This is a genomic window from Acrocarpospora catenulata, from assembly GCF_018476525.1.
Lineage (GTDB): Bacteria > Actinomycetota > Actinomycetes > Streptosporangiales > Streptosporangiaceae > Acrocarpospora > Acrocarpospora catenulata.
In genome coordinates this window covers 233236-252867 of record NZ_JAHCST010000010.1, presented here as the reverse complement: position 1 = coordinate 252867, position 19632 = coordinate 233236, and the positions used below count along the sequence as shown (strand labels likewise).

General features: G+C 66.2%; 7 protein-coding genes and 2 pseudogenes. 4 read left to right on the top strand and 5 right to left on the bottom strand.

The features are described from left to right. From KIP79_RS13390 to KIP79_RS13370, 4 genes and pseudogenes are all read right to left on the bottom strand, one after another. On the bottom strand, window positions 1–265 hold a 265-nt coding region (locus tag KIP79_RS13390; protein WP_214105080.1), incomplete at its 3' end, for a transposase family protein. A gap of 166 nt (window positions 266–431) precedes the next feature. Then, window positions 432–995: pseudogene (locus KIP79_RS50050) on the bottom strand (DNA methyltransferase); the annotation flags it as partial. Then, a pseudogene (locus tag KIP79_RS13375) lies at window positions 941–1447 on the bottom strand (IS701 family transposase); the annotation flags it as partial. The pseudogenes KIP79_RS50050 and KIP79_RS13375, both read right to left, overlap by 55 nt. Window positions 1448–1476: 29 nt before the next feature. Beyond that, the gene (locus KIP79_RS13370) at window positions 1477–1800 is read right to left on the bottom strand and encodes a transposase (protein ID WP_214105078.1); all 324 of its coding nucleotides are present in this window, start codon (window positions 1798–1800) and stop codon (window positions 1477–1479) included. Between the two features lie 331 nt (window positions 1801–2131). Between KIP79_RS13370 and KIP79_RS13365 the strand changes: the two genes are divergently transcribed. From KIP79_RS13365 to KIP79_RS13350, 4 genes are all read left to right on the top strand, one after another. Then, window positions 2132–8368 carry a protein kinase domain-containing protein gene (locus tag KIP79_RS13365; RefSeq protein WP_308169706.1) on the top strand — a complete coding sequence of 2079 codons (6237 nt, stop codon included), beginning with the start codon at window positions 2132–2134 and terminating at the stop codon, window positions 8366–8368. Beyond that, window positions 8368–11283, top strand: coding sequence for a DEAD/DEAH box helicase (locus KIP79_RS13360; RefSeq protein ID WP_214105077.1), 2916 nt, complete (start codon window positions 8368–8370; stop codon window positions 11281–11283). The genes KIP79_RS13365 and KIP79_RS13360 overlap by 1 nt, the downstream gene beginning before the upstream one ends. Then, entirely contained in the window at window positions 11283–15749 is a 4467-nt protein-coding gene (locus KIP79_RS13355) for an Eco57I restriction-modification methylase domain-containing protein (protein ID WP_214105076.1), read from the top strand. The genes KIP79_RS13360 and KIP79_RS13355 overlap by 1 nt, the downstream gene beginning before the upstream one ends. Window positions 15750–15843: 94 nt before the next feature. Continuing rightward, entirely contained in the window at window positions 15844–18003 is a 2160-nt protein-coding gene (locus KIP79_RS13350) for a UvrD-helicase domain-containing protein (protein WP_214105075.1), read from the top strand. Here the strand turns inward: KIP79_RS13350 and KIP79_RS13345 are convergent. Then, entirely contained in the window at window positions 17963–19588 is a 1626-nt protein-coding gene (locus tag KIP79_RS13345) for an N-6 DNA methylase (RefSeq protein ID WP_214105074.1), read from the bottom strand. The genes KIP79_RS13350 and KIP79_RS13345 overlap by 41 nt on opposite strands. Window positions 19589–19632: the final 44 nt, after the last annotated feature.

Below are 19632 nucleotides of genomic sequence, written 5' to 3'. Positions count from 1 at the left end.
GCCCGTCGATCTGTTCGGCGAAGGTCTTCTTCGCGCACGACATGGTGTCGCAGACGAACCGGCGTACTCGCAGGTGGATGACCGTCTCTCGCCCACCGATCGCCGTATCGATTAATCGCCGCTGGTAACAGCTGTGCACGCGTTGCGACATCGTCGCGCAGGCCGGGCAGCGTGCGGTTCGGCTGTCTGTCTCGACCTCCAGACGGACCGTGGCTCCCTGTCCTGTCACGCGCTTGATGTGCAGACCCTCCAGATGGGGGAACATCGTCGCAAGAAGATCCGCAGTGAGCATGGATCATGATCACGCAAATTTGATCACGGAATTTGTGCCAGAGCCACAACGGCATGTCCGTTGACAGCCATTCATAGGCCAGGTGTACACCGGAATGCTGGGCAGCTTCAATCATTCCCCTTAAGGGATCTCGCATCGTGATGAATACGCCCATTGCTGCACGCTGGGAGGTCACAGCGCCGAGAAGGTCCCGGACATGCCCGGGATTGGTAGCTCCTCCGTTGACCGAGACCAGGACTCGGTCCGATGCGCCACGAGAGCCAGTGGGGATTCGAATAACCCCATCGACGCCTTTGTCACCGACTTGCCTATCGTTGGGCTGGCCACCCACCATCATCACGCACCAGCGCTCGAATTCGAATGGGGATCGGTTGAACAAGGTGCGGGCTCCGGAAATATCTTCGGGAATACCCTTTATATCATAGCCTGCCGTAATCCATTCGCCGTATGTGTGACGCAGCCGGGCATCTATGAGATCGATGGCGAGGGTTGTGACATCGATTCCTATCCACCGACGGCGGAGTTTCTGCGCGGCATCAACGGTTGTACCGCATCCGCAGAAGGGATCGAGAACGAGATCCCCCTGATTGCTACTCGTCTTCAGAATCCGTTCCAGCAACGATAGAGGTTTTTGTGTGGGTATCCGAGCCGCTCGGCGATCGCTTCTGCCCCGGCTTCGTCGCCGACCAGCGTGTCGTCCCATTGTTCGGGCAGGAACAGCCGCCAGTTCAGTGCTGCGGAGCAGGTATCGGTGACAGCGTGCACGCTGACCGCGATCTGACAGTTGGTCACCTTGCCCGCGGTCCCGGTGTACTGCCGGGCCACCCCGGGGGAGGCATTGCCGTCCTTGACATGCCCGGTGTCGTCCAGTACCCACGCCCGCGGTGCCACCACGCCGATCGCGCGCTGCGCCAGACGCCGTCGAACCCCCGCGAAGTCCCAGGTCGAGGAGGTGATGAACTGCTGCAACCGTTGGTGATCCACCCCCAGCCGCTCGGCCATCGGCACCATCGACTTACGCCGCCCGTCCAGCATCAGCCCACGCATGTACAACCCGCCGTTGGCCCGCTGCTCCCGGCGCGAAAAGGAGGCGAACACCTCACCCGCGAAGTCCTCAAGACGGCCTCGAACATCAGCCAGCTCAGCCGGAGTCACCCAGAGATCATCCCACACAAGATCTCAAACTAACAAAGTCCTACTAGGAGTATCCCGAAGATCTTGGTGGGCGGGTCGGCATTGAGTTGTCCCGTCGGCTGGCTATAGGCGGTCGTCGTGAGGGTCCAGGTGTTGTTGATGTAGGTGAGTCTCACGTTGACCAGGCGGCGAAGGTTGAGAGCGGCGGCGCGGTGGTGGAGCCAGCGGTCGTTGGCTTGGGTGCCGCGGTAGGGCAGGCGGCGGTTGCTGCGGGCGACCCACCAGGCCACAGCGCGTTCGACCTTGGGCCGCCAGCGCCAGTAGTCGTTGTTCCAGACGGGGTCGGCGGCGGCCTGATAGCGGCACGTCGCCAAGCTGGAGCTGTACCCGTCTATCAAAGTCACCCAGCTCGACAACGAACCCGTGTTCGACGTCATCGTCGCAGCACTCGACTGGTTCGTTGCGCAACGGAAAGGATCCAAGATCCCGGCGGTCGGGTCACAAGGCGATCACCTTTGAAACCGAGCCAGCGGGAGCGACCGACAGCGCCCTTGGCCCATGAGCGCGAGTCGGCAACAGTGAGCACCTTACTCGGATATGTGTTGACATTGTCAACATGGAATATATGTCGGATTATCGTTTACCGTGTACTCTCAGGCTGGACACGGCTCAACTGGCATGCAGTATGGGGACCGAGGAGTGGTTGTGAACCTGGACATGGTGGCGAACCGGTTCCGTCTACTGGGAGCCATAGGCAAGGGCAACATGGGCGAGGTTCACCGTGCCGAGGACCAGCAGAAGCAAGAGGGCGCCGACGACCGCATCGTCGCGGTGAAGCTGATTCTGCGCAGCCGCTCCGGCCTGGGCTTCGACGCCACCACAGACACCAAGACGGTCCAGAGGTTCGAGCGCGAGGTTCGTATCATGGGCCGCCTGCGCCACCGTAACCTTCCCCGCACCATCGATGGCGGCATTGACGCATCCGGCCTGCCATACCTGGCGATGGAGCTCTTCGACGGCGAGTCCCTCCGCGACCTCATCTCCGAACACCCCCAGCTCCCCATCTCCTGGGCCGCAGCGATCGGCGCGCAGATCGCCGACGGCCTGGCCGCCGCGCACGCCGCCGACGTCATCCACCGCGACCTCAAGCCATCCAATGTGATGCTGCTGCGCGGCGGCCTGGTCAAGGTGCTTGATTTCGGCATGGGCCGGATCATCGGCGACGTGGCTGGAGACAAGATCACGAGCACTGGTATGACGGTTGGCACGGCCCGCTACATGGCCCCCGAGCAGTTCCGCGCCTCGGCGGTAACTCAGGCAGCCGACCTGTACGCCCTTGGGTGCGTGTTGTTCGAACTGCTCACCGGTGTCCCCCCGTTCCACAGTGAGTCCTCGATCGAGCTCGGCCAGAAGCACATGGACGAGGAACCGCCCTCGGTACGGCTGATCCGCCCCGAGGTCCCCGACGATCTGGCCCGGCTCGTTCAGCGGTTGCTGGCAAAGGAGCCTGCTGACCGTCCCGAGGACGCCGTCATCGTCCGCGAAGCGCTGCTGCCACTCGCTACCGGTGGCGTCGACCTCTCTGGATGGGACGACTTCGACCCGGTGCGCCACCTTGGGTCCGCTCCTGTAGAACCGCCCGCCATCCCTGCCCCTCTGCTCCGCGCGGTCGGGTCCGGCATGGACGTCTTCGGCGTGCACCGCAAGCTCATCGAGGACTACCGGGCCTTCACCGAGGGTGGCACGATCATCCGTGACGACCGGATCAAGGGCTTCGTCGAGGACGACTTAGACGCCAAGTCCCAGTGGCCCGATCCCTGGCTGTCGCTGAACCCCTTCTTCGCTTCCGGCGGTACCGTCCTGGAACTGGTCAAGGACGGGATCCTGCACGAGGAGTGCGCGCGCATCTTCCAAGCGGGCAAGACCAAGGACGGCACCGTGTGTGACGGCCGCCCGCTGACTCTCCATCAGCACCAGCTCGAGGCGGTCAAGACGGCTCAGTCCGGTGAGTCCTACGTCCTCACCACCGGCACCGGCTCGGGTAAGTCTCTCGCCTACATCGTGCCGATCGTCGACAAGGTGCTCAAGGACCGCGAGCAGGAGGGGCCGAGGGCTCCGAGGCGGGTTCGCGCGATCATCGTGTATCCGATGAACGCCCTGGCCAACAGTCAGCGCGAAGAGCTCAAGAAGTACCTCACCGACGGCTACGGCGCGGGCCGCGAACCGGTCACCTACGCCCGCTACACCGGCCAGGAGAGCGATGATGACCGCAAGGTCATCCGCGACAACCCGCCGGACATCCTGCTCACCAACTACGTGATGCTGGAGCTGATGCTCACCCGTCCGGAGGAGCGCCGCTCCCTCATCAAGATGGCGGCCGGCCTGGAGTTCCTCGTCTTCGACGAGCTCCACACCTACCGCGGCCGTCAAGGCGCTGATGTGGCGTTGCTCATCCGCCGTGTCCGCGAGGCGTGCCGGGCGGAGAACCTCCAGTGCGTGGGCACCTCGGCGACCATGTCCAGCGAAGGCACCTTCGCGCGGCAGCGGGAAGCCGTGGCCGGCGTGGCCTCCACCCTCTTCGGCACCGAGGTGCGCTCGGAACACGTCATCGGTGAGACGCTGGTACGCGCTACCGGTGAGCCGCCGACGGTGGTCCCGGCCGAGCGGCTCCGCCTGCCTCGCTCGCCGCGCGCGTACGCCGATCTGGTGTCTGATCCGCTGGCCCGCTGGATCGAGGCGCGTTTCGGTCTCGTGCCGGACGAGACGGGACGGCTTGTTCGGCAGAAGCCCGCCAAGATCGAGGAAGCGGCCCGGGAACTGGCCACGAGCAGCGGACTCGACGAGCAGAGCTGCGGCGAGGCTATTCGCGACACGCTGAAGGCCGGTTCGGAGGCCCGCCACCCGGTCACCGACCGGCCTCTGTTCGCCTTCCGGCTGCACCAGTTCCTGTCCAAGGGCGACACCGTCTACGTGACGCTGGAAGACGAGCAGTCCCGCTACCTGACTCGCGACTACCAGCGCGTTCAACCCGGCTCGGACGGCAAGCTGCTGTTGCCGCTGGCCTTCTGCCGTGACTGCGGCCAGGAGTATCTGACGGTGTGGCGTGAGGAGAAGAACGGGGTCACAACCTACGGCCCACGTCCCGACACCGCCGCCACCGGCGGCCGCGCCGGTGACGGTTACCTCTACGTCAGCACCAGCCGTTCCTGGCCGCCCAACATGGAGCAGGCGATTGCCGAGCGACGTTTGCCCGACTCCTGGCTGGAGAGCGATGATCAGGGCAACGAGACTGTCCGCTCCACCTATCGGTCCCGCGTGCCGAGCCTCGTCCGGGTCGATCCGTATGGCATGCAGGACCGCGGCGAGTTGATGGTGGCCTTCATCCCCTCACCGTTCCTGTTCTGCCTCCACTGCGGAGTCAGCTACGAGCAGGTCAGGGGGAAGGACTTCGCCAAACTGGCCCGGCTTGACCAGGAGGGCCGTTCGTCGGCGACCTCACTCGTGTCGGCTTCCATCGTCCGTTCGCTGAAGGAGGCGCCGCCCGAGGCCCTGAAGGCGGAGGCCCGTAAGCTCCTCACCTTCGTCGACAACCGGCAGGACGCCTCGCTGCAGGCCGGGCATTTCAACGACTTCGCGCAGGTCACCCAGCTACGCAGCGCGCTGTACCAGGCGGTCTCCGACGCGGGCGAGGAAGGTCTCAATCACGAGGTGCTGGCTTCCCGCGTTTCCGACGCGCTGGGGCTTTCCCCGGCCGACTACACCGGGGTCGCAGACCTGCCGCCGTCGCTGACCCGCAACGCCGCCAAGACTCTGCGGGATGTCATCGCCTTCAGGCTCTACATGGACCTTGAGCGCGGATGGCGGGTCACCATGCCCAACCTGGAGCAGACCGGCCTCCTCAAGATCGACTACGAAGATCTGGACTGGCTGGCCGGCCAGGAGGAACGCTGGTCCGATCCCGAGATCAACGCCCACATCGTGTTGCGCGATGCCGAACCCGGTCGCCGCGCGGAGATCATGCGGGCGCTGCTCGACGAGATGCGCCGCGGCCTGGCCATCGACGTGCAGTACTTCCGTGACGACTTCGACACCCTGCAGCGCGCCAGCGAGGAGCGACTGGTCGACCCATGGGTGCTGTCGTCGAGCGACAAACCCAAGGTCGGGATCGCGTACCCGCAGGGGTCGCGGCCCGGCATGGATCGCTCGGGTCTGTTCCTCTCCGGACGCGGAAAGTTCGGCAAGTATCTCAAACGGGTTCATTTCCCCAAGCTGCCCACCGACGATCTTCAGCTGATCATCGTCAACCTGCTCGAGGTGCTCACCAAGGCCGGGCTGCTCAGCAAGACCTCCGCGGCACCGCAGCGCACCGGCCGGTTCCGGGGACCGTCCAGCCCTGCCGTCACGGGTTACCAGATCTCGGCGGCATGCCTGATCTGGCGGGCCGGCACCGGAGAAACCGCCGGCCATGACCCGCTGACCAGGACCTACGCCAGCGGGCAAGGCCCTCGCGTCAACGCGTTCTTCCGCGACCTCTACCGCGACACCGCCGACGCGCTGGCCGGACTGGTGGCCCGTGAGCACACCGCTCAGGTCCCCCCTGAGGAGCGGCAACGGCGTGAGAAGGCGTTCGCGAAAGCCGAGCTGAAACTGCTGTACTGCTCGCCGACCATGGAACTCGGTGTCGACATCGCGGAACTCAACGCGGTCATGATGCGCAACGTGCCGCCCACCCCGGCCAACTACGCGCAGCGCAGCGGCCGGGCCGGCCGATCCGGGCAGCCCGCCTTGGTCACCACCTACTGCGCCACCGGCAACAGCCACGACCAGTACTACTTCCGGCGCTCCGACCGAATGGTCGCGGGCGTGGTCGCCCCGCCGAAGCTCGACCTGTGCAACGAAGACCTGGTCCGATCTCACGTGCAGGCCATCTGGCTGGCGGAATCGAAGCTGAAACTGGGCAGCGCCATCCCGCACATCATCGACATCAGCTACGAGGAGGACGCCCGCTACCCCGACCCCGAGCTGCCGTTGCACAGTGACGTCGTCGCCAAGCTGCGGGATGCCGCGGCGCAGCGGAGTGCGGTCGCGGCGGCGCAGCAGGTCTTCGGCGAATTGCTGGCCGAGTTCGCCGACACCACCTGGTGGCACGAACAGTGGATCGAGGAGTCGGTGCGCAAGGCTCCGGAGGAATTCGATCAGGCGCTGAACCGGTGGCGCGGCCTGTTCCGGGCGGCCCTCGTCGACCAGGCCGAGCAGAACCGGCGCGTCCTGGATCACACGCTCACCGAACGGGACCGGAAACTCGCCGTCGGCCGCCGTAAGGAGGCCGAGACCCAGCTCGACCTGCTGAAGAACGAGAGCGACGACAGCCGCTCCTTGCTGAGCGACTTCAACCCCTACCGCTACCTGGCCAGCGAGGGCTTCCTCCCCGGCTACTCCTTCCCCCGGTTGCCGCTGGCCGCCTACATCCCCACCACCGGACGGCGGCACGGCAACGGCGATTACGTGCAGCGGCCCCGCTTCCTGGCGATCCGCGAATTCGGGCCCGGTGCACTCATCTACCACGAGGGAGCCCGTTACCAGGTCACCCGCATTCAGCTGCCGCCGGACGCCACCGGCGACGTGGTCACCACGACCGCCAAGCGGTGCGCGGCATGCGGTTACCACCACGACGCGCAGGAGCGCGCCGATCGATGCCAGATGTGTGACGAGCCGCTGAACGACATCACCTCGAATCTGCTCCAGCTGCACACCGTCTACACCAAGCGACGCGAACGGATCTCCTCCGATGAGGAGGAGCGGCGCCGCGCGGGCTTCCGCCTCGTCACCTCCTACCGCTTCCATGACCACGGGAAGCGCCCCGGCCGCCGGGACGCCGTTCTCACGGACCCGGCCGGACAATTCGCCACCCTGTCGTTCGGCGACTCGGCCACCGTCCGCATCTCCAACATGGGCCGGATCCGGGCCAAGGAGGGCGAGCCGGATGGCTTCTGGCTCGACCCCGCGGACGGGCGCTGGATGAACGAGCGGGAGGCCGGGGAGGCGTCAGGCGACTCCGGCGAGATGCCCGTCATCGACGGCGAGGGCAACGAGAAGCGCCGCCGCAAGCGGGTCATTCCTTACGTTCAAGACACCCGCAACATCCTGGTGCTGAAGCTCGACGAACCGCTGGACAAACCGGCGGCCCTGTCGCTGATGTATGCGCTGGAGCGTGGCATCGAGGCCGCCTTCGAACTGGAAGACGCCGAGCTGACCAGCGAACTGCTGCCGCCGGACGAGGGTCCACGCGATCGGATGCTGTTCACTGAGGCCGCCGAGGGCGGCGCGGGCGTGCTCCGGCGGATGCAGTCCGAGCCGGACGCGCTGGCCCGAGCCGCCGCCGAGGCCCTCTTGATCTGTCACTTCGCCCCGGACGGCACCGACCTGCTCGGCCCGCATCCCGATCGGCCTTGCGCGCTGGGCTGCTACGAATGCCTGCTGACCTACGGCAACCAGCACAACCACGCCGCGATCGACCGCCACTCGGTTCGTGAACCGCTGCTGCGCTTCGCCGCTGGCGCGGCTCTGGCCACCGGCCGAGGAGAGACCCGCACCGAGCAGTTGGCACGATTGACCGCGCAGTCGGACACCGCTCTTGAGGGTAGGCTCGTCGCCTGGCTAAAGGAGCAGGGTTTGCGGCTGCCGGATGAGGCGCAGACCTTCGTCACCGAAGCGCTGGCTCGCCCCGACTACGTCTACCGACTGCCCGGTGTCAAGGTCGCGGTCTTCGTCGACGGCCCAGTCCACGACCACGCGGTCGTCGCCGAGCGCGATCGCGACGCCGAAGAACGGCTGTACGACCAAGGCTGGGACGTGGTCCGCTTCCCGTACGACGGCGACTGGTCCGCCATCGCCACCCAGTTCAGCCGCTACTTCGGCACCGCGACACGAGGAAACGTCTGATGACCTACACGGCCGGCTCCCTGGTCTCCGCTCGCGGCCGGGAGTGGGTGGTGCTCCCCGAAAGCGCCCCCGACATGCTCGTGCTGCGCCCGCTGGGCGGCGCGGACGACGATATCGCCGCCGTCTTCCCGGCGTTCGAGGAGGTCCACAGCGCGGAATTCGCGCCACCTTCACCCGCCGACCTGGGCGATTCGCTGGCCGCGGGACTGCTCCGCACGGCGCTGCGCGTCGGTTTCCGCTCCGGGGCCGGCCCGTTCCGGTCGCTGGCCGGAATCGCCGTGGAGCCTCGCGCTTACCAACTCGTCCCGCTGATGATGGCACTTCGGCAACGGACCGTCCGCATGCTGATCTCCGACGACGTCGGCATCGGCAAGACCGTCGAGGCAGGCCTCATCGCCGCTGAACTGCTGGCCCAGGGCAGCGCGCGAAAACTCGCCGTACTGTGCTCACCCGCGCTGGCCGAGCAATGGCAGGAGGAACTGCGCACGAAGTTCGGCATCGACGCCGAGCTGGTCTTGGCCTCGACCGTTTCCAAGCTGGAGCGTGGCCTGGACCTGGGGCAGTCTCTGTTCGACAAGCATCCGAACGTGATCGTCTCCACGGACTTCATCAAGTCCACCCGTCACCGCGACGACTTCGTCAGGCACTGCCCCGACCTGGTCATCGTGGACGAGGCCCACACCTGCGTGGCCGCCGACGACAGCACCTCCAGGCAGAACCAGCTCCGCTACGGGCTCCTCCAGCGCATCGCCGATCCCGCAGCCGACCGCCACCTCCTGCTGGTGACCGCCACCCCGCACAGCGGCAAGGAGAGCGCCTTCCGCAATCTCCTCGGCCTGGTCCGGCCGGAGCTCGCCGAGCTCGAACTCGACTCAGAGGCGGACCGCCGGCTCCTGGCCCAGCACTTCGTCCAACGCAAGCGGGCGGACGTGCGCCAATTCCTCACAGTCAACGACGGCCTCGCCGACAACAGCCTGGCCGAGGCCACCGCATTCCCCTCCGACCGCTATTTCAAGGACGAGACCTACAAGCTCTCTCCTGCCTACCGTGCCCTGCTCGACGACGCCATCGCATATGCGGGCGAACGTGTAAGCGCCGCGGGCGACCGCGGTAAGCGTGAGGCCCGGATCGCCTGGTGGTCGGCGATCGCACTGCTGCGCTCGATGGTCTCCTCACCGCGCGCCGCCGCCCAAACCCTGCGCACCCGCTCAGCCGCCGCTGCCGCCGCAACCGCCGAGGAAGCCGACATCCTGGGCGCGCCACTTACCAGCGACGCCTACGACAGCGACGTCATGGAAGGCCTCGACGTCGCCCCCGGCGCTGAGATCGAGGACGCGGGCACCCGCTTGGCGGAGTTGGCCGATCGTGCCCATGCCTTGGAAGGGACGGCGGATGACCGCAAGCTGGCGGCCTTGATCGAGCATCTGAAGGACCTGCTGAAGACCGGCTACCACCCGATCGTCTTCTGCCGCTACATCCCTACCGCCGAATACATAGCCGAGCATCTGGAGGGCAAGCTCGGTAGAAGGACTGTGATCCGCGCTGTCACCGGCACGCTGTCCCCGCAGCAGCGTATTCAGCGCATCGAGGAACTGGCCGAGGAAGCCGGTGACGATGAGAGCGCCCGCCGCGTTCTGATCGCCACCGACTGCCTGTCGGAGGGCGTCAACCTCCAGCACCATTTCGACGCCGTCGTCCACTACGACCTGGCCTGGAATCCCACCCGGCACGACCAACGCGAGGGGCGCGTCGACCGATACGGCCAGAAGAAGGACATCGTCAAGGTCGTCACTCTCTACGGCGGAGACAACGGCATCGACGGCAAGGTTCTCGAGGTCCTGATCAGGAAACATCGCCAGATCCAAAAAGACCTGGGGATCTCCGTATCCGTCCCGGACGCCGCCTCCACCCGGGTGACCGACGCGATCGTCGAGTGGCTGTTGCTGCGCGGGCAGAACCGCCAGCAGGAGGCGCTGTTCAGCTTCGACGAGATCAGCGGCAAGGCGGTCGAATTGGAGACAGAGTGGAACTCCGCCGCCGAACGCGAGAAAACCTCCCGCTCCCGGTTCGCCCAACGCTCGATCCACCCCCAAGAGGTCGCCCGCGAGGTCGCCGCGATTCGCGACACCCTGGGCCGGTCCGGTGAGGTCCGCGCCTTCGTACGGCAGGCGCTGGCTTCCCTCGACGGCATCGTCCGCGACGAGCCGGACGGCGGCTTCACGGTGGACGTGAGCGGCACTCCCGCCGGACTGCGCGACGCGCTGGCCCCCGTGGTCGGAGGCGAGGCCGTGGAAAAGGGCCAGCCGGTCCCGTTCCGCAGGCAACCTGCGGTCGCCCGTGGCGAGGCCGCCCTGGTCCGCACCGATCCGGTGGTGGGCGCTCTCGCCTCTTACGTCCTGGGCGTCGCCCTGGACGGTCGGCATGAGCAGCCCGGCAGGGAACGCCCGGCCAGCCGCTGCGGAGTCATCAGCACCAAGGCCGTCGCCACTCGCACCACACTGCTACTGGTCCGCTACCGCTTCCACCTCACGCTGCCCTCCCGCTCCGGCACTCGCGAGCTCGTCGCCGAGGACGCCCGCCTGCTCGCCTTCCAAGGCTCCCCTGCGAACGCCGTCTGGCTGCCGCCCGTGGAGGCGCTGAAGCTGCTGGACGCGACCGCCGACGACAACATCGACCGCGTCTTCGGCGAGCGCACCATGGCCCGCGTCCTCGACGGACTGCCCGCTACCGCCGGGCATCTGGAGGAGTACGGCGAGCGGCTGCGCGCCGAGCTGCTCGACTCCCACCGCCGGGTCCGCAGCGCCTCCGGCGAGATCGTCCGAGGCTTGGACGTCGTCACCCACAAACCCGCCGACATCCTCGGCACCTACGTCTACCTGCCTGTCTCGGACTCTGCCGCCGGAGGGAACGCCTGATGTCCGCCGTCGCCCGCAACCAGGTCTTCTCCGCCGTCCACACCGTCGGGGGCCTGCTGCCCGCCGACATGCTGACCCGCATCTCCGAGGGCAAGGACGTCAAAGGCTCACGGCCCGCCGACTACAAGGTGATCGGCTCCCGCTCGGTCCGCGACGACGCCGAACGCCACTGGGACTACCTCAAGTCGGTCTGGGCTGAGCTGCGGCTCAAGCTGCCGCGCGTCCCCGAGGCCGTGACCCCGGCCGACCCGACGGGCCTGGCGATCTCGCAGTGGCTCGAACCACTCTTCGCCGAGCTGGGCTTCGGCGAACTGCCTGCGGTCGGCCCGGCGGGCATCGCCGACGACGACGGCGGCAAACCCTTCGCGATCAGCCACCGATGGAACCACGTCCCCGTCCACCTCGCCGCCTGGAACGCCGACCTGGACAGACGGCCTGTCGGCACGGGCACCGTTCCTCCACAGTCGCTGGTCCAGGAGTGTCTGAACCGGACCGAAGCCCTGCTGTGGGGCGTCCTCACCAACGGGCGCCGCCTGCGCCTGCTGCGCGACTCCAGCGCCCTGGCCACGGCCTCCTACGTGGAATTCGATCTGGAGGCCATCTTCGACGGTGAGCTGTTCAGCGAATTCGTCCTGCTGTATCGGCTGCTGCACGTGACCCGCTTCCGCATCGACGAAGGCGAAGCGCCGTCGGCGTGCTGGCTCGAGAAGTGGCGGACCGAGGCGATCGCATCCGGCGCTCGGGCGCTCGAGGCCTACCGCGAAGGCGTCCAGAAGGCCATCACCGAACTCGGCACGGGCTTCCTTCGGCACCCCGCCAACGACAAGCTGCGCAAGACCATTGATGTTCACACGTTCCACGCGGCGCTGCTCCGGCTGGTCTACCGGCTGCTCTTCCTGTTCGTGATCGAGGACCGCGACCTGCTCCACCCGCCGGAAACCGATGCGGAGACCCGCCGGCGGTTCAAGGAGTACTTCTCCTCCTCTCGGCTACGCCGACACGCGAGCCGCCGCCGCGGCACCTCCCATGGTGACCTGTACCGGGCTGTCTGCATCATCTTGGACGCTCTCGGCAAGGAAGACGGGTATCCACCGCTTGGTCTACGTGGCCTGGGCGGCATCTTCGACGAAACCGATGCCGACGCCCCACTCCACGGTCTGTCGCTGGCCAACTCACACCTCCTGGGAGCCGTCCGCCACCTCGACCGGGTCTGGGACGAAGACGCGTCCCGCTGGCGGCGCGCCGACTACCGCAACATGGGAGCGGAGGAGCTCGGCTCGATCTACGAGTCACTCCTTGAGCTGGTTCCCCAGCACAGTGCAGTCGACACCACATTCGAGCTGGTCGACCGCCGCCTGGGCAACGACAGAAAGAAGACGGGTTCCTACTACACACCTAGCTCCCTGATCGAGACCTTGCTCGACTCCTCCCTCGACCCGGTCATCGACGACGCACAAAAGCGCGGTGAACAGCGCGCCGCCGCGGAGGGTGTCCCGAGCCCTGCTGAGCACATCGTCGCCGAGTTGCTCTCGCTGACGATCTGCGACCCCGCCTGCGGCTCGGGCCACTTCCTCGTCGCCGCCGCCCGCCGGATCGCCAAGCGCGTCGCGGCCGTCCGCGAAGGCAACCCCGAACCTCCCGTGCATGCGGTACGGCACGCGCTGCACGAAGTGATCGCCCGTTGCGTATACGGCGTGGACCTCAACCCGATGGCTGTCGAACTGGCCAAGGTGTCACTGTGGCTTGAGGCGATGGAGCCGGGCAAAGCGCTCAGCTTCCTCGACGCGCACATCAAGCACGGAAACGGCCTCATCGGCGCAACGCCCGCGTTGATCCGCGAGGGTATCCCCAACAAGGCGTTCAAGGCCGTTGAAGGTGACGACGAGGCCTACGCCAGGTTCCTGGAAAAGCAGAACGAGCAGGAGCGCGCCGGGCAGGTCGGGCTGTTCGACCTCGGCGCCGAGCCGAAGGTGGCCAACACCGCGTTCGCCGCTGGACTGCGCAGAATCGCCGACGCCCCCTCCGACTTGTTGACCGAGGTTCGGCGCCAGGCCGCCGCCTACGGCGAGTGGGCCGCCGCGGCTGACTACGTTCACACCAAGCGCGTCGCGGACGCTTGGTGCGCGGCGTTCATGTGGCACAAGACCAAGGACGCACCGCCCGCGATCACCCAGGAGGTCTTCCACGCCCTCCAGGACCCAACCGCATCAGCCGCGTCCGAGCGGACCCTCCAAGAGATCGACCGACTCCGCGACCAATACCGATTCTTCCACTGGCACCTGGAGTTCCCCGACGTCTTCACCGTTCCCGAGGACACTGGCCCCGGCGTGGACCCCGAGACGGGCTGGGCAGGTGGCTTCTCCTGCGTCCTGGGCAACCCGCCATGGGACAAGGTCGACTTCGAGGACAAGAAGTATTTCAGCGTGGTCGAACGGTCCATTGCCGAGATCTCCGGGTTGAACCGCCGGAACCGGATCGCCGAGTGGGCGCGGGAGAACCCAGAGGCGGGCGAGAGGTACTATGCCGAGCGCCGCAAGGTAAAGTCGACGTTTCTGTTCGCCGGAAGTTCAGGAGCATACCCGCGGTGCGGCAAGGGCCTGACGGTAAAGGGCGTCAACTCTCTCCAGACCGACCAACTGTTCACCGAAAGGTTCGCCGCCATCGTTGCCCCCAAGGGGCGCGTCGGTTGCATCATTCCAACGGCAATCGCGACGGGGGCAGGAGCTCAGCACCTCTTCAGCGGCCTCGCCAGCCGCGGCGCCATCGCGGCCCTGTATGACTTCGAAAACCGTAAGAAGCTTTTCCCCGGAGTCCATTCGAGCTACAAGTTCTGCCTGCTCTCCCTGACCGGCCGAGGGCTGCGCGAACCGGCGGCGAAGTTCGCCTTCTTCCTCGAGGACAGCGTCGAACTGGACGATTCCAGCCGGGCGTTCGCTCTCAGCCCCGAAGAGATCACCCTCATCAATCCCAATACAGGGACCCTGCCTATCTTCCGTTCCCGGCGCGATGCCGACCTCACCCTGGCGATCCACCGCCGGATCCCGGTGCTGTGGAACGAGACTACAAGGGCCAACCCATGGGGCATCGTCTTCAAGAACCACTTCAACATGACCGATGACTCCGACCTGTTCCGGACCCGGGAGGAACTGGAGGCCGACGGCTGGGAGCTACATGGCAATGTCTTCATCCGAGGTGAGGAGCAGACGCTACCCCTCTATGAAGGAAAGATGATCCACCAATTCGATCATCGCTGGAACTCCTATTTCAATAATGGTGATTCGGACCACCGTCGTCTAGAACTAAAGGAGAAACAGGATCCCACCGTTGTTCCCTATCCCCGCTATTGGGTCGCAGATGGGGGCCTTGTCTCAACCGTCCGGAAGAGCAAGGAAGTCGAAATACCCGGCGTCGCCCTTCGACTGGAGGAAGTTGACTGGGATTGCACCTGGCTCATCGGCTGGCGCGATGTGGCCCGATCTACAGATGAGCGGACGGCAATCCCAGCATTCCTTCCACGCACCGCAGTCGGCCATACCGTTCCACTCATGCTGCCGCGCGTCACACCGCCGCTCGCCGCCGCACTCATCGCGACTCAGAGTTCTCTGGTCTTCGACTTCGTGAGCCGTCAGAAGATCGGCGGGATTCACATGGCGCTCATGACCTGGAAGCAGCTCCCTGTTCCCACCCCGGCAGCGCTCGAATCGCACACCGAATTCCTTACGCCCCGCGTTCTCGAACTGGTCTACACCGCGTACGACATGACCGGGCTGGCTCGTGACCTCAGCGACTCCGGAGGGCCCTTCCAGTGGGACGAGGACCGTCGAACTCAGATCCGCGCGGAGCTGGACGCGTACTTCTTCCACCTCTACGGCATCGCCAGGGAAGATGTCGACTACATCCTGGAGTCCTTCCAGACCGAGACCGGAGGCCTGAAGCACAACGAGATCGCCAAGTACGGCACCTACCGCACCAAGGACCTCGTCCTTGCCGAATACGACCGTATGGATCGGAGCGGCGTCAGCCTGTCCGCTCCACTCATCGATGGCAAAAACTACACCTCAACTCTTACTCCGCCTCCCGGCCACGGCCCCCGGCACCCCGAACGCCCGGCGGCCTGGGTCGTGGATGCGCCGGAGAATTCGTTGCCCGAAGGAGCCGACCGGACCGAACAGCTCAAAGCGGAAGCGGAGGACGGCCAGGTCGCTGAGGAGCATCCGGTTCGGGAAACGCGTCCGCGTAACGGTTCCAAAGAGTGGCGGGACTTCCAGGACCAGCTAATGCGCGAGCTCGAAGAGGACTCCGAGCCAACGCCGGACCCTGACCTTTGTCCGGGCAGTGGCCAGGAGGGGCGGTTGGAGTTCCGGGATGGATGGGAGGAGTGGCACGTACGGTGTCATGTCTGCGGGGCGCAGTGGTCGGGCGGCAGCGCCATCCTCAACCCACACAGGCCGCGGGGATCACGTTGATCGCGGACAGCGCGCATCTCTTGTGATCTGGGCGTACCTGACCTGATCACAGCTCTATCCTGGCCATTCATCACCTTCGCACTGGGGGTCCGACGTGCCGCAGCTCGCCTTCGCCAACAGCTTCTGGGAGAGCTACGACGTCCTGGACAAGCCCGTCAAGGCCGGGGTGCGCAAGGCCATGGCCAAGTTCCAGCAGCTCACGATCGCCGAGCTGTACGCCGATAAGGGCCTCCACCTGGAGTCGGTGGACAAGGCGCGCGATCCACGGATGCGGACCATCAGGATCAACGACTTCTGGCGCGGTGTCGTGCTCGCCCCTGATGATGGCAGCGACACCTTCCTGTTGCTGAACGTTGTCCCGCACGATGACGCCTACACCTGGGCCGCGAAGCGCCTGTACACGGTGAACACCGCCACACGTGCCCTGGAGGTGCGGAACGTCGCCGCGCTCGAACAGCTCACCCCGGCGCTGGAGCGAGCCGCCGCCGACGCGCCAGCCCTGTTGTTCGCCGCCCACTCCAACACCGTCCTGCGCGACCTCGGCATCGACGACCAGGTGTTGCGTGCCGTACGGACGATTATCGACAAGCAGCAGCTGGAGGCGTTCGGCGCACTGCTCCCCGAGGACCAGTTCGAGGTCCTGCAGTATCTGGCCGAGGGCTTCTCGCCAGAGGAAGTTTACCGGGACATCGTGGCTGAGCGGCGGCCGGCCGACGCACCCGACGATCCTTCGGAGAGCCTGGCGCAGGCGATCGCCAACACGACCAGCCGAATCACCCTGATCACTGGACCGGATGAGCTCGCCGACATCCTGGACAAGCCGTTCGCCGCCTGGCGGGTGTTCCTTCACCCGTCGCAGCGCCGGGTCGCCTACCGGGTCTCCTATAACGGCCCGGTACAGGTCACCGGCGGCCCTGGGACAGGTAAGACGGTGGTGGCATTGCACCGGGTCAAGCACCTGCTGTCCCGGTCTTCGGACAGCCGGGTGCTGCTGACGACCTACACCAACGCCCTGGCCAGCATGCTGCGCGACTACCTCGTTCAACTCCTGGACGATGAGCGGCTTCTCGCCCGAGTGGAGGTCACCACGGTAGACGCCTTCGCCCACCGGACGGTGCGCGACCTGGCCGGACGGGTTCCCGCGGTGATGGGCGACGCCGACGAACGGCAGATCTGGCGGAGGGTACGCCGCCTGCTGGCCCTGCCCTGGACCGAGCAGTTCCTGGCCCAGGAGTTCCGGCACGTCGTCCTGGCCCAACGGACCCGCGATCTGGAGGCGTACCAGCAGGTCAACCGGCGCGGCCGGGGAACACCCCTCGGGCCACGCCAACGTGAGCGCGTCTGGCAGGCAATGGAGACCTTCACCGCGGAACTCCAGAAAGCGGGCGCCACCACGCACCTACAGGTGTGCGCGCGAGCGGCTGAACTCCTCGCTGGAGCCGATCTTGCCATCCACGGTTTCGACCATGTCGTCGTCGATGAGGCGCAGGACCTGCATCCGGCACAGTGGCGGGTGCTGCGGGCAGCAGTGGCTGAAGGGCCGGACGACCTGTTTATCACGGGCGATCCGCATCAGCGGATCTACGACTCGCGGGTGTCGCTGAGTGCCCTCGGCATCTCCGTGGCGGGCCGTAGCACCCGCCTGCGGATCAACTATCGAAGCACCGAGGAGATCCTCACCTGGGCGACCGGTGTCCTCGAAGGTGCGGTTATCGAGGACATCAGCGGCTGCGGCACCGACAGCCTGTCCGGTTACCGCTCTCTGCTGCATGGCAAGCGGCCGTCCGCAGTCGGTTATCCCTCAGAGCAGGACGAGGTCTCAGCGGTCGTTGTACAGGTGAAGCAGTGGCTGGGGCAGGGGGTATGGCCAAGCGAGATCGCAGTGTGCACCCGGTTCAACGTCCTGTTGGACAAGATCGCGGACCGGCTGACTGCCGCGGGTATTACTGCGGTCCGGGTGAAAGACCGCTCTGATGCCGACGGGGTACGGCTGGCGAGCATGCATGCGATGAAGGGGTTGGAGTTCCGCTGTGTCGCGGTAGCCGGGGTGACCGCTCGAGCCTTCCCGTTCACCAAGGAGGTCACGCCGGAGGAGGTGGACCAGATTCAGCACGAGAGCGACATGCTACGGGAGCGGTGCGTGCTCTTCGTCGCGTGCACTCGGGCGCGCGAGGCGCTGCACGTGTCGTGGAGCGGCACGGCCAGTCCGTTCCTCACTCAGAGGACTCCCCCGGGCGCAGGGCACCACCGGTGAGACCTTCCCGGGCCAGCGTGACGGCTCGCTCGATCAAAGTCGTGAGATCCACGGTGGCCTGTTCGAACGCATCGATGGTGCGGAAGGCCTCGCCGTACCGGCGCTGATCCTCGATGCCCATCTGTGGAATCCGCGAGCTGCGCAGGTCGGTGCGGAAGCCGCCGCTACCGCTCGTCGAGCGCCGTGTGTTGGCGGTGCTGCGCGCGAACCCGTTCAGGTAGTCGGTGTCGAGCTGGTCGCTGGTCGAGACAGCCACACCAGTGCTGATATCCACAAGACCCGCGCGGGCTAGGTCCGCGATCCGAACGGCGGCTCCCTCGAGGGATCCGGGTCCGGACCCCAATGATGGGAGCAGGTCCCGCATCTCATCAAGCCGCCGCAACAGGGCTTCTCGTGCGGACAGGTATTCGACGAGATGGTCGGAGCGGCTGGTCGCGACATGGTACGCAGGTGTCAGGTCCACCGCTTCGTCGAGGAGTTCGATCAGCGGCACGTCCACTACCTGCTTCGGGTGCAGGTCGAACGGACCTTCAGGGTCGTATGCCGTGAGGTCGACCATACGAACCGAGGACCCAACCGCGCCTGTAGCGACCGGGCGGGCTAGCAGCCATAGGTGTACCGGCTGAGCATGAGAGGCCACCATGCCCGGCGGCAACCCGATGACCTGGGTAAGGATGCCCCGTCGGACGAGTTCGGCGCGGATCCGGCGTCCGGCTTTGCGGTAGGCGGCTGAAGCGGGCATGACGACGATCGCTTGGCCGCCGGGAGCGACATGCGCGTAACAGTGCTGCAGCCAGGTCAGTTCGCTTTCGGCCCGGGGCGGAACGCCGAACTCCCAGCGGGCGTCCAGCAGCAAGTCGTCCCGGCCCCAGTCGGGCATGTTTACCGGCGGGTCGCAGACCACCAGCTCAGCTCGAAGGTCCGGCCAACCGTCCTCGCGCAGGGAGTCGCCCTCTTTGATCGTCGCGCCGGATCGGCCCGCCAGCCTGACGGCCGATGCGTCCATTTCCTGTCCCGCCAGGGTGACGTCTGGGGTGCCTTCGAATGACAGGAGCAACGATCCGATGCCACAGGCGGGATCAAAGATCGTTCCACTCGGCGTGCCGGCGAAGTGTCGCACCGCGCGGACGAGGCGGGGGGAGGTCACCTGATCAGCACCTACCCGACCCGCCGAATCGACGAATCCTTCCACTAGCGCCTCGACGACTTCCGTAGGGGAACTCTCCCCGGCCAGGTCTTTCGCGATCGCTACAACCCTGGCGTCCAGCCGGTTAGCAGCTCCGCCGGAGAGCATCTCGGTCACATCGGCGATTCCGCGCATCATGTCGTCGCCGTACACACCGCGTAGCGCCTGCCAGAGCTGTACTTCGACGGAGACATCGCCACCCCGATGATGCCGATCGAGCCACGCCCGCACCTCGGGGAGAGCGAAGAGCGCGTTACGTGGACCACCGCCAACTGGGGCGGGGAAGTCGGGGTATCGCTTTCGCCAGTTGGAGACCGCGGCTCTCGTCACTCCGGCCAATCTCGCGATCTCGGTAGCCGGGACGAGCGTGTCGGCGGCGGGCCGGGAATCGGCGTTCATGGATGTAACAGTACACGGATGATTGAAGGCCCCCAAGGTAGGGT

What these genes read in the sequence shown, in the direction of transcription:
- KIP79_RS13360 (WP_214105077.1), top strand. Translation starts at nt 8,368, where the DNA reads ATGACCTACACGGCCGGCTCCCTGGTCTCCGCTCGCGGCCGGGAGTGG.
- KIP79_RS13355 (WP_214105076.1), top strand. Translation starts at nt 11,283, where the DNA reads ATGTCCGCCGTCGCCCGCAACCAGGTCTTCTCCGCCGTCCACACCGTC.
- KIP79_RS13345 (WP_214105074.1), bottom strand. Translation starts at nt 19,588, where the DNA reads ATGAACGCCGATTCCCGGCCCGCCGCCGACACGCTCGTCCCGGCTACC.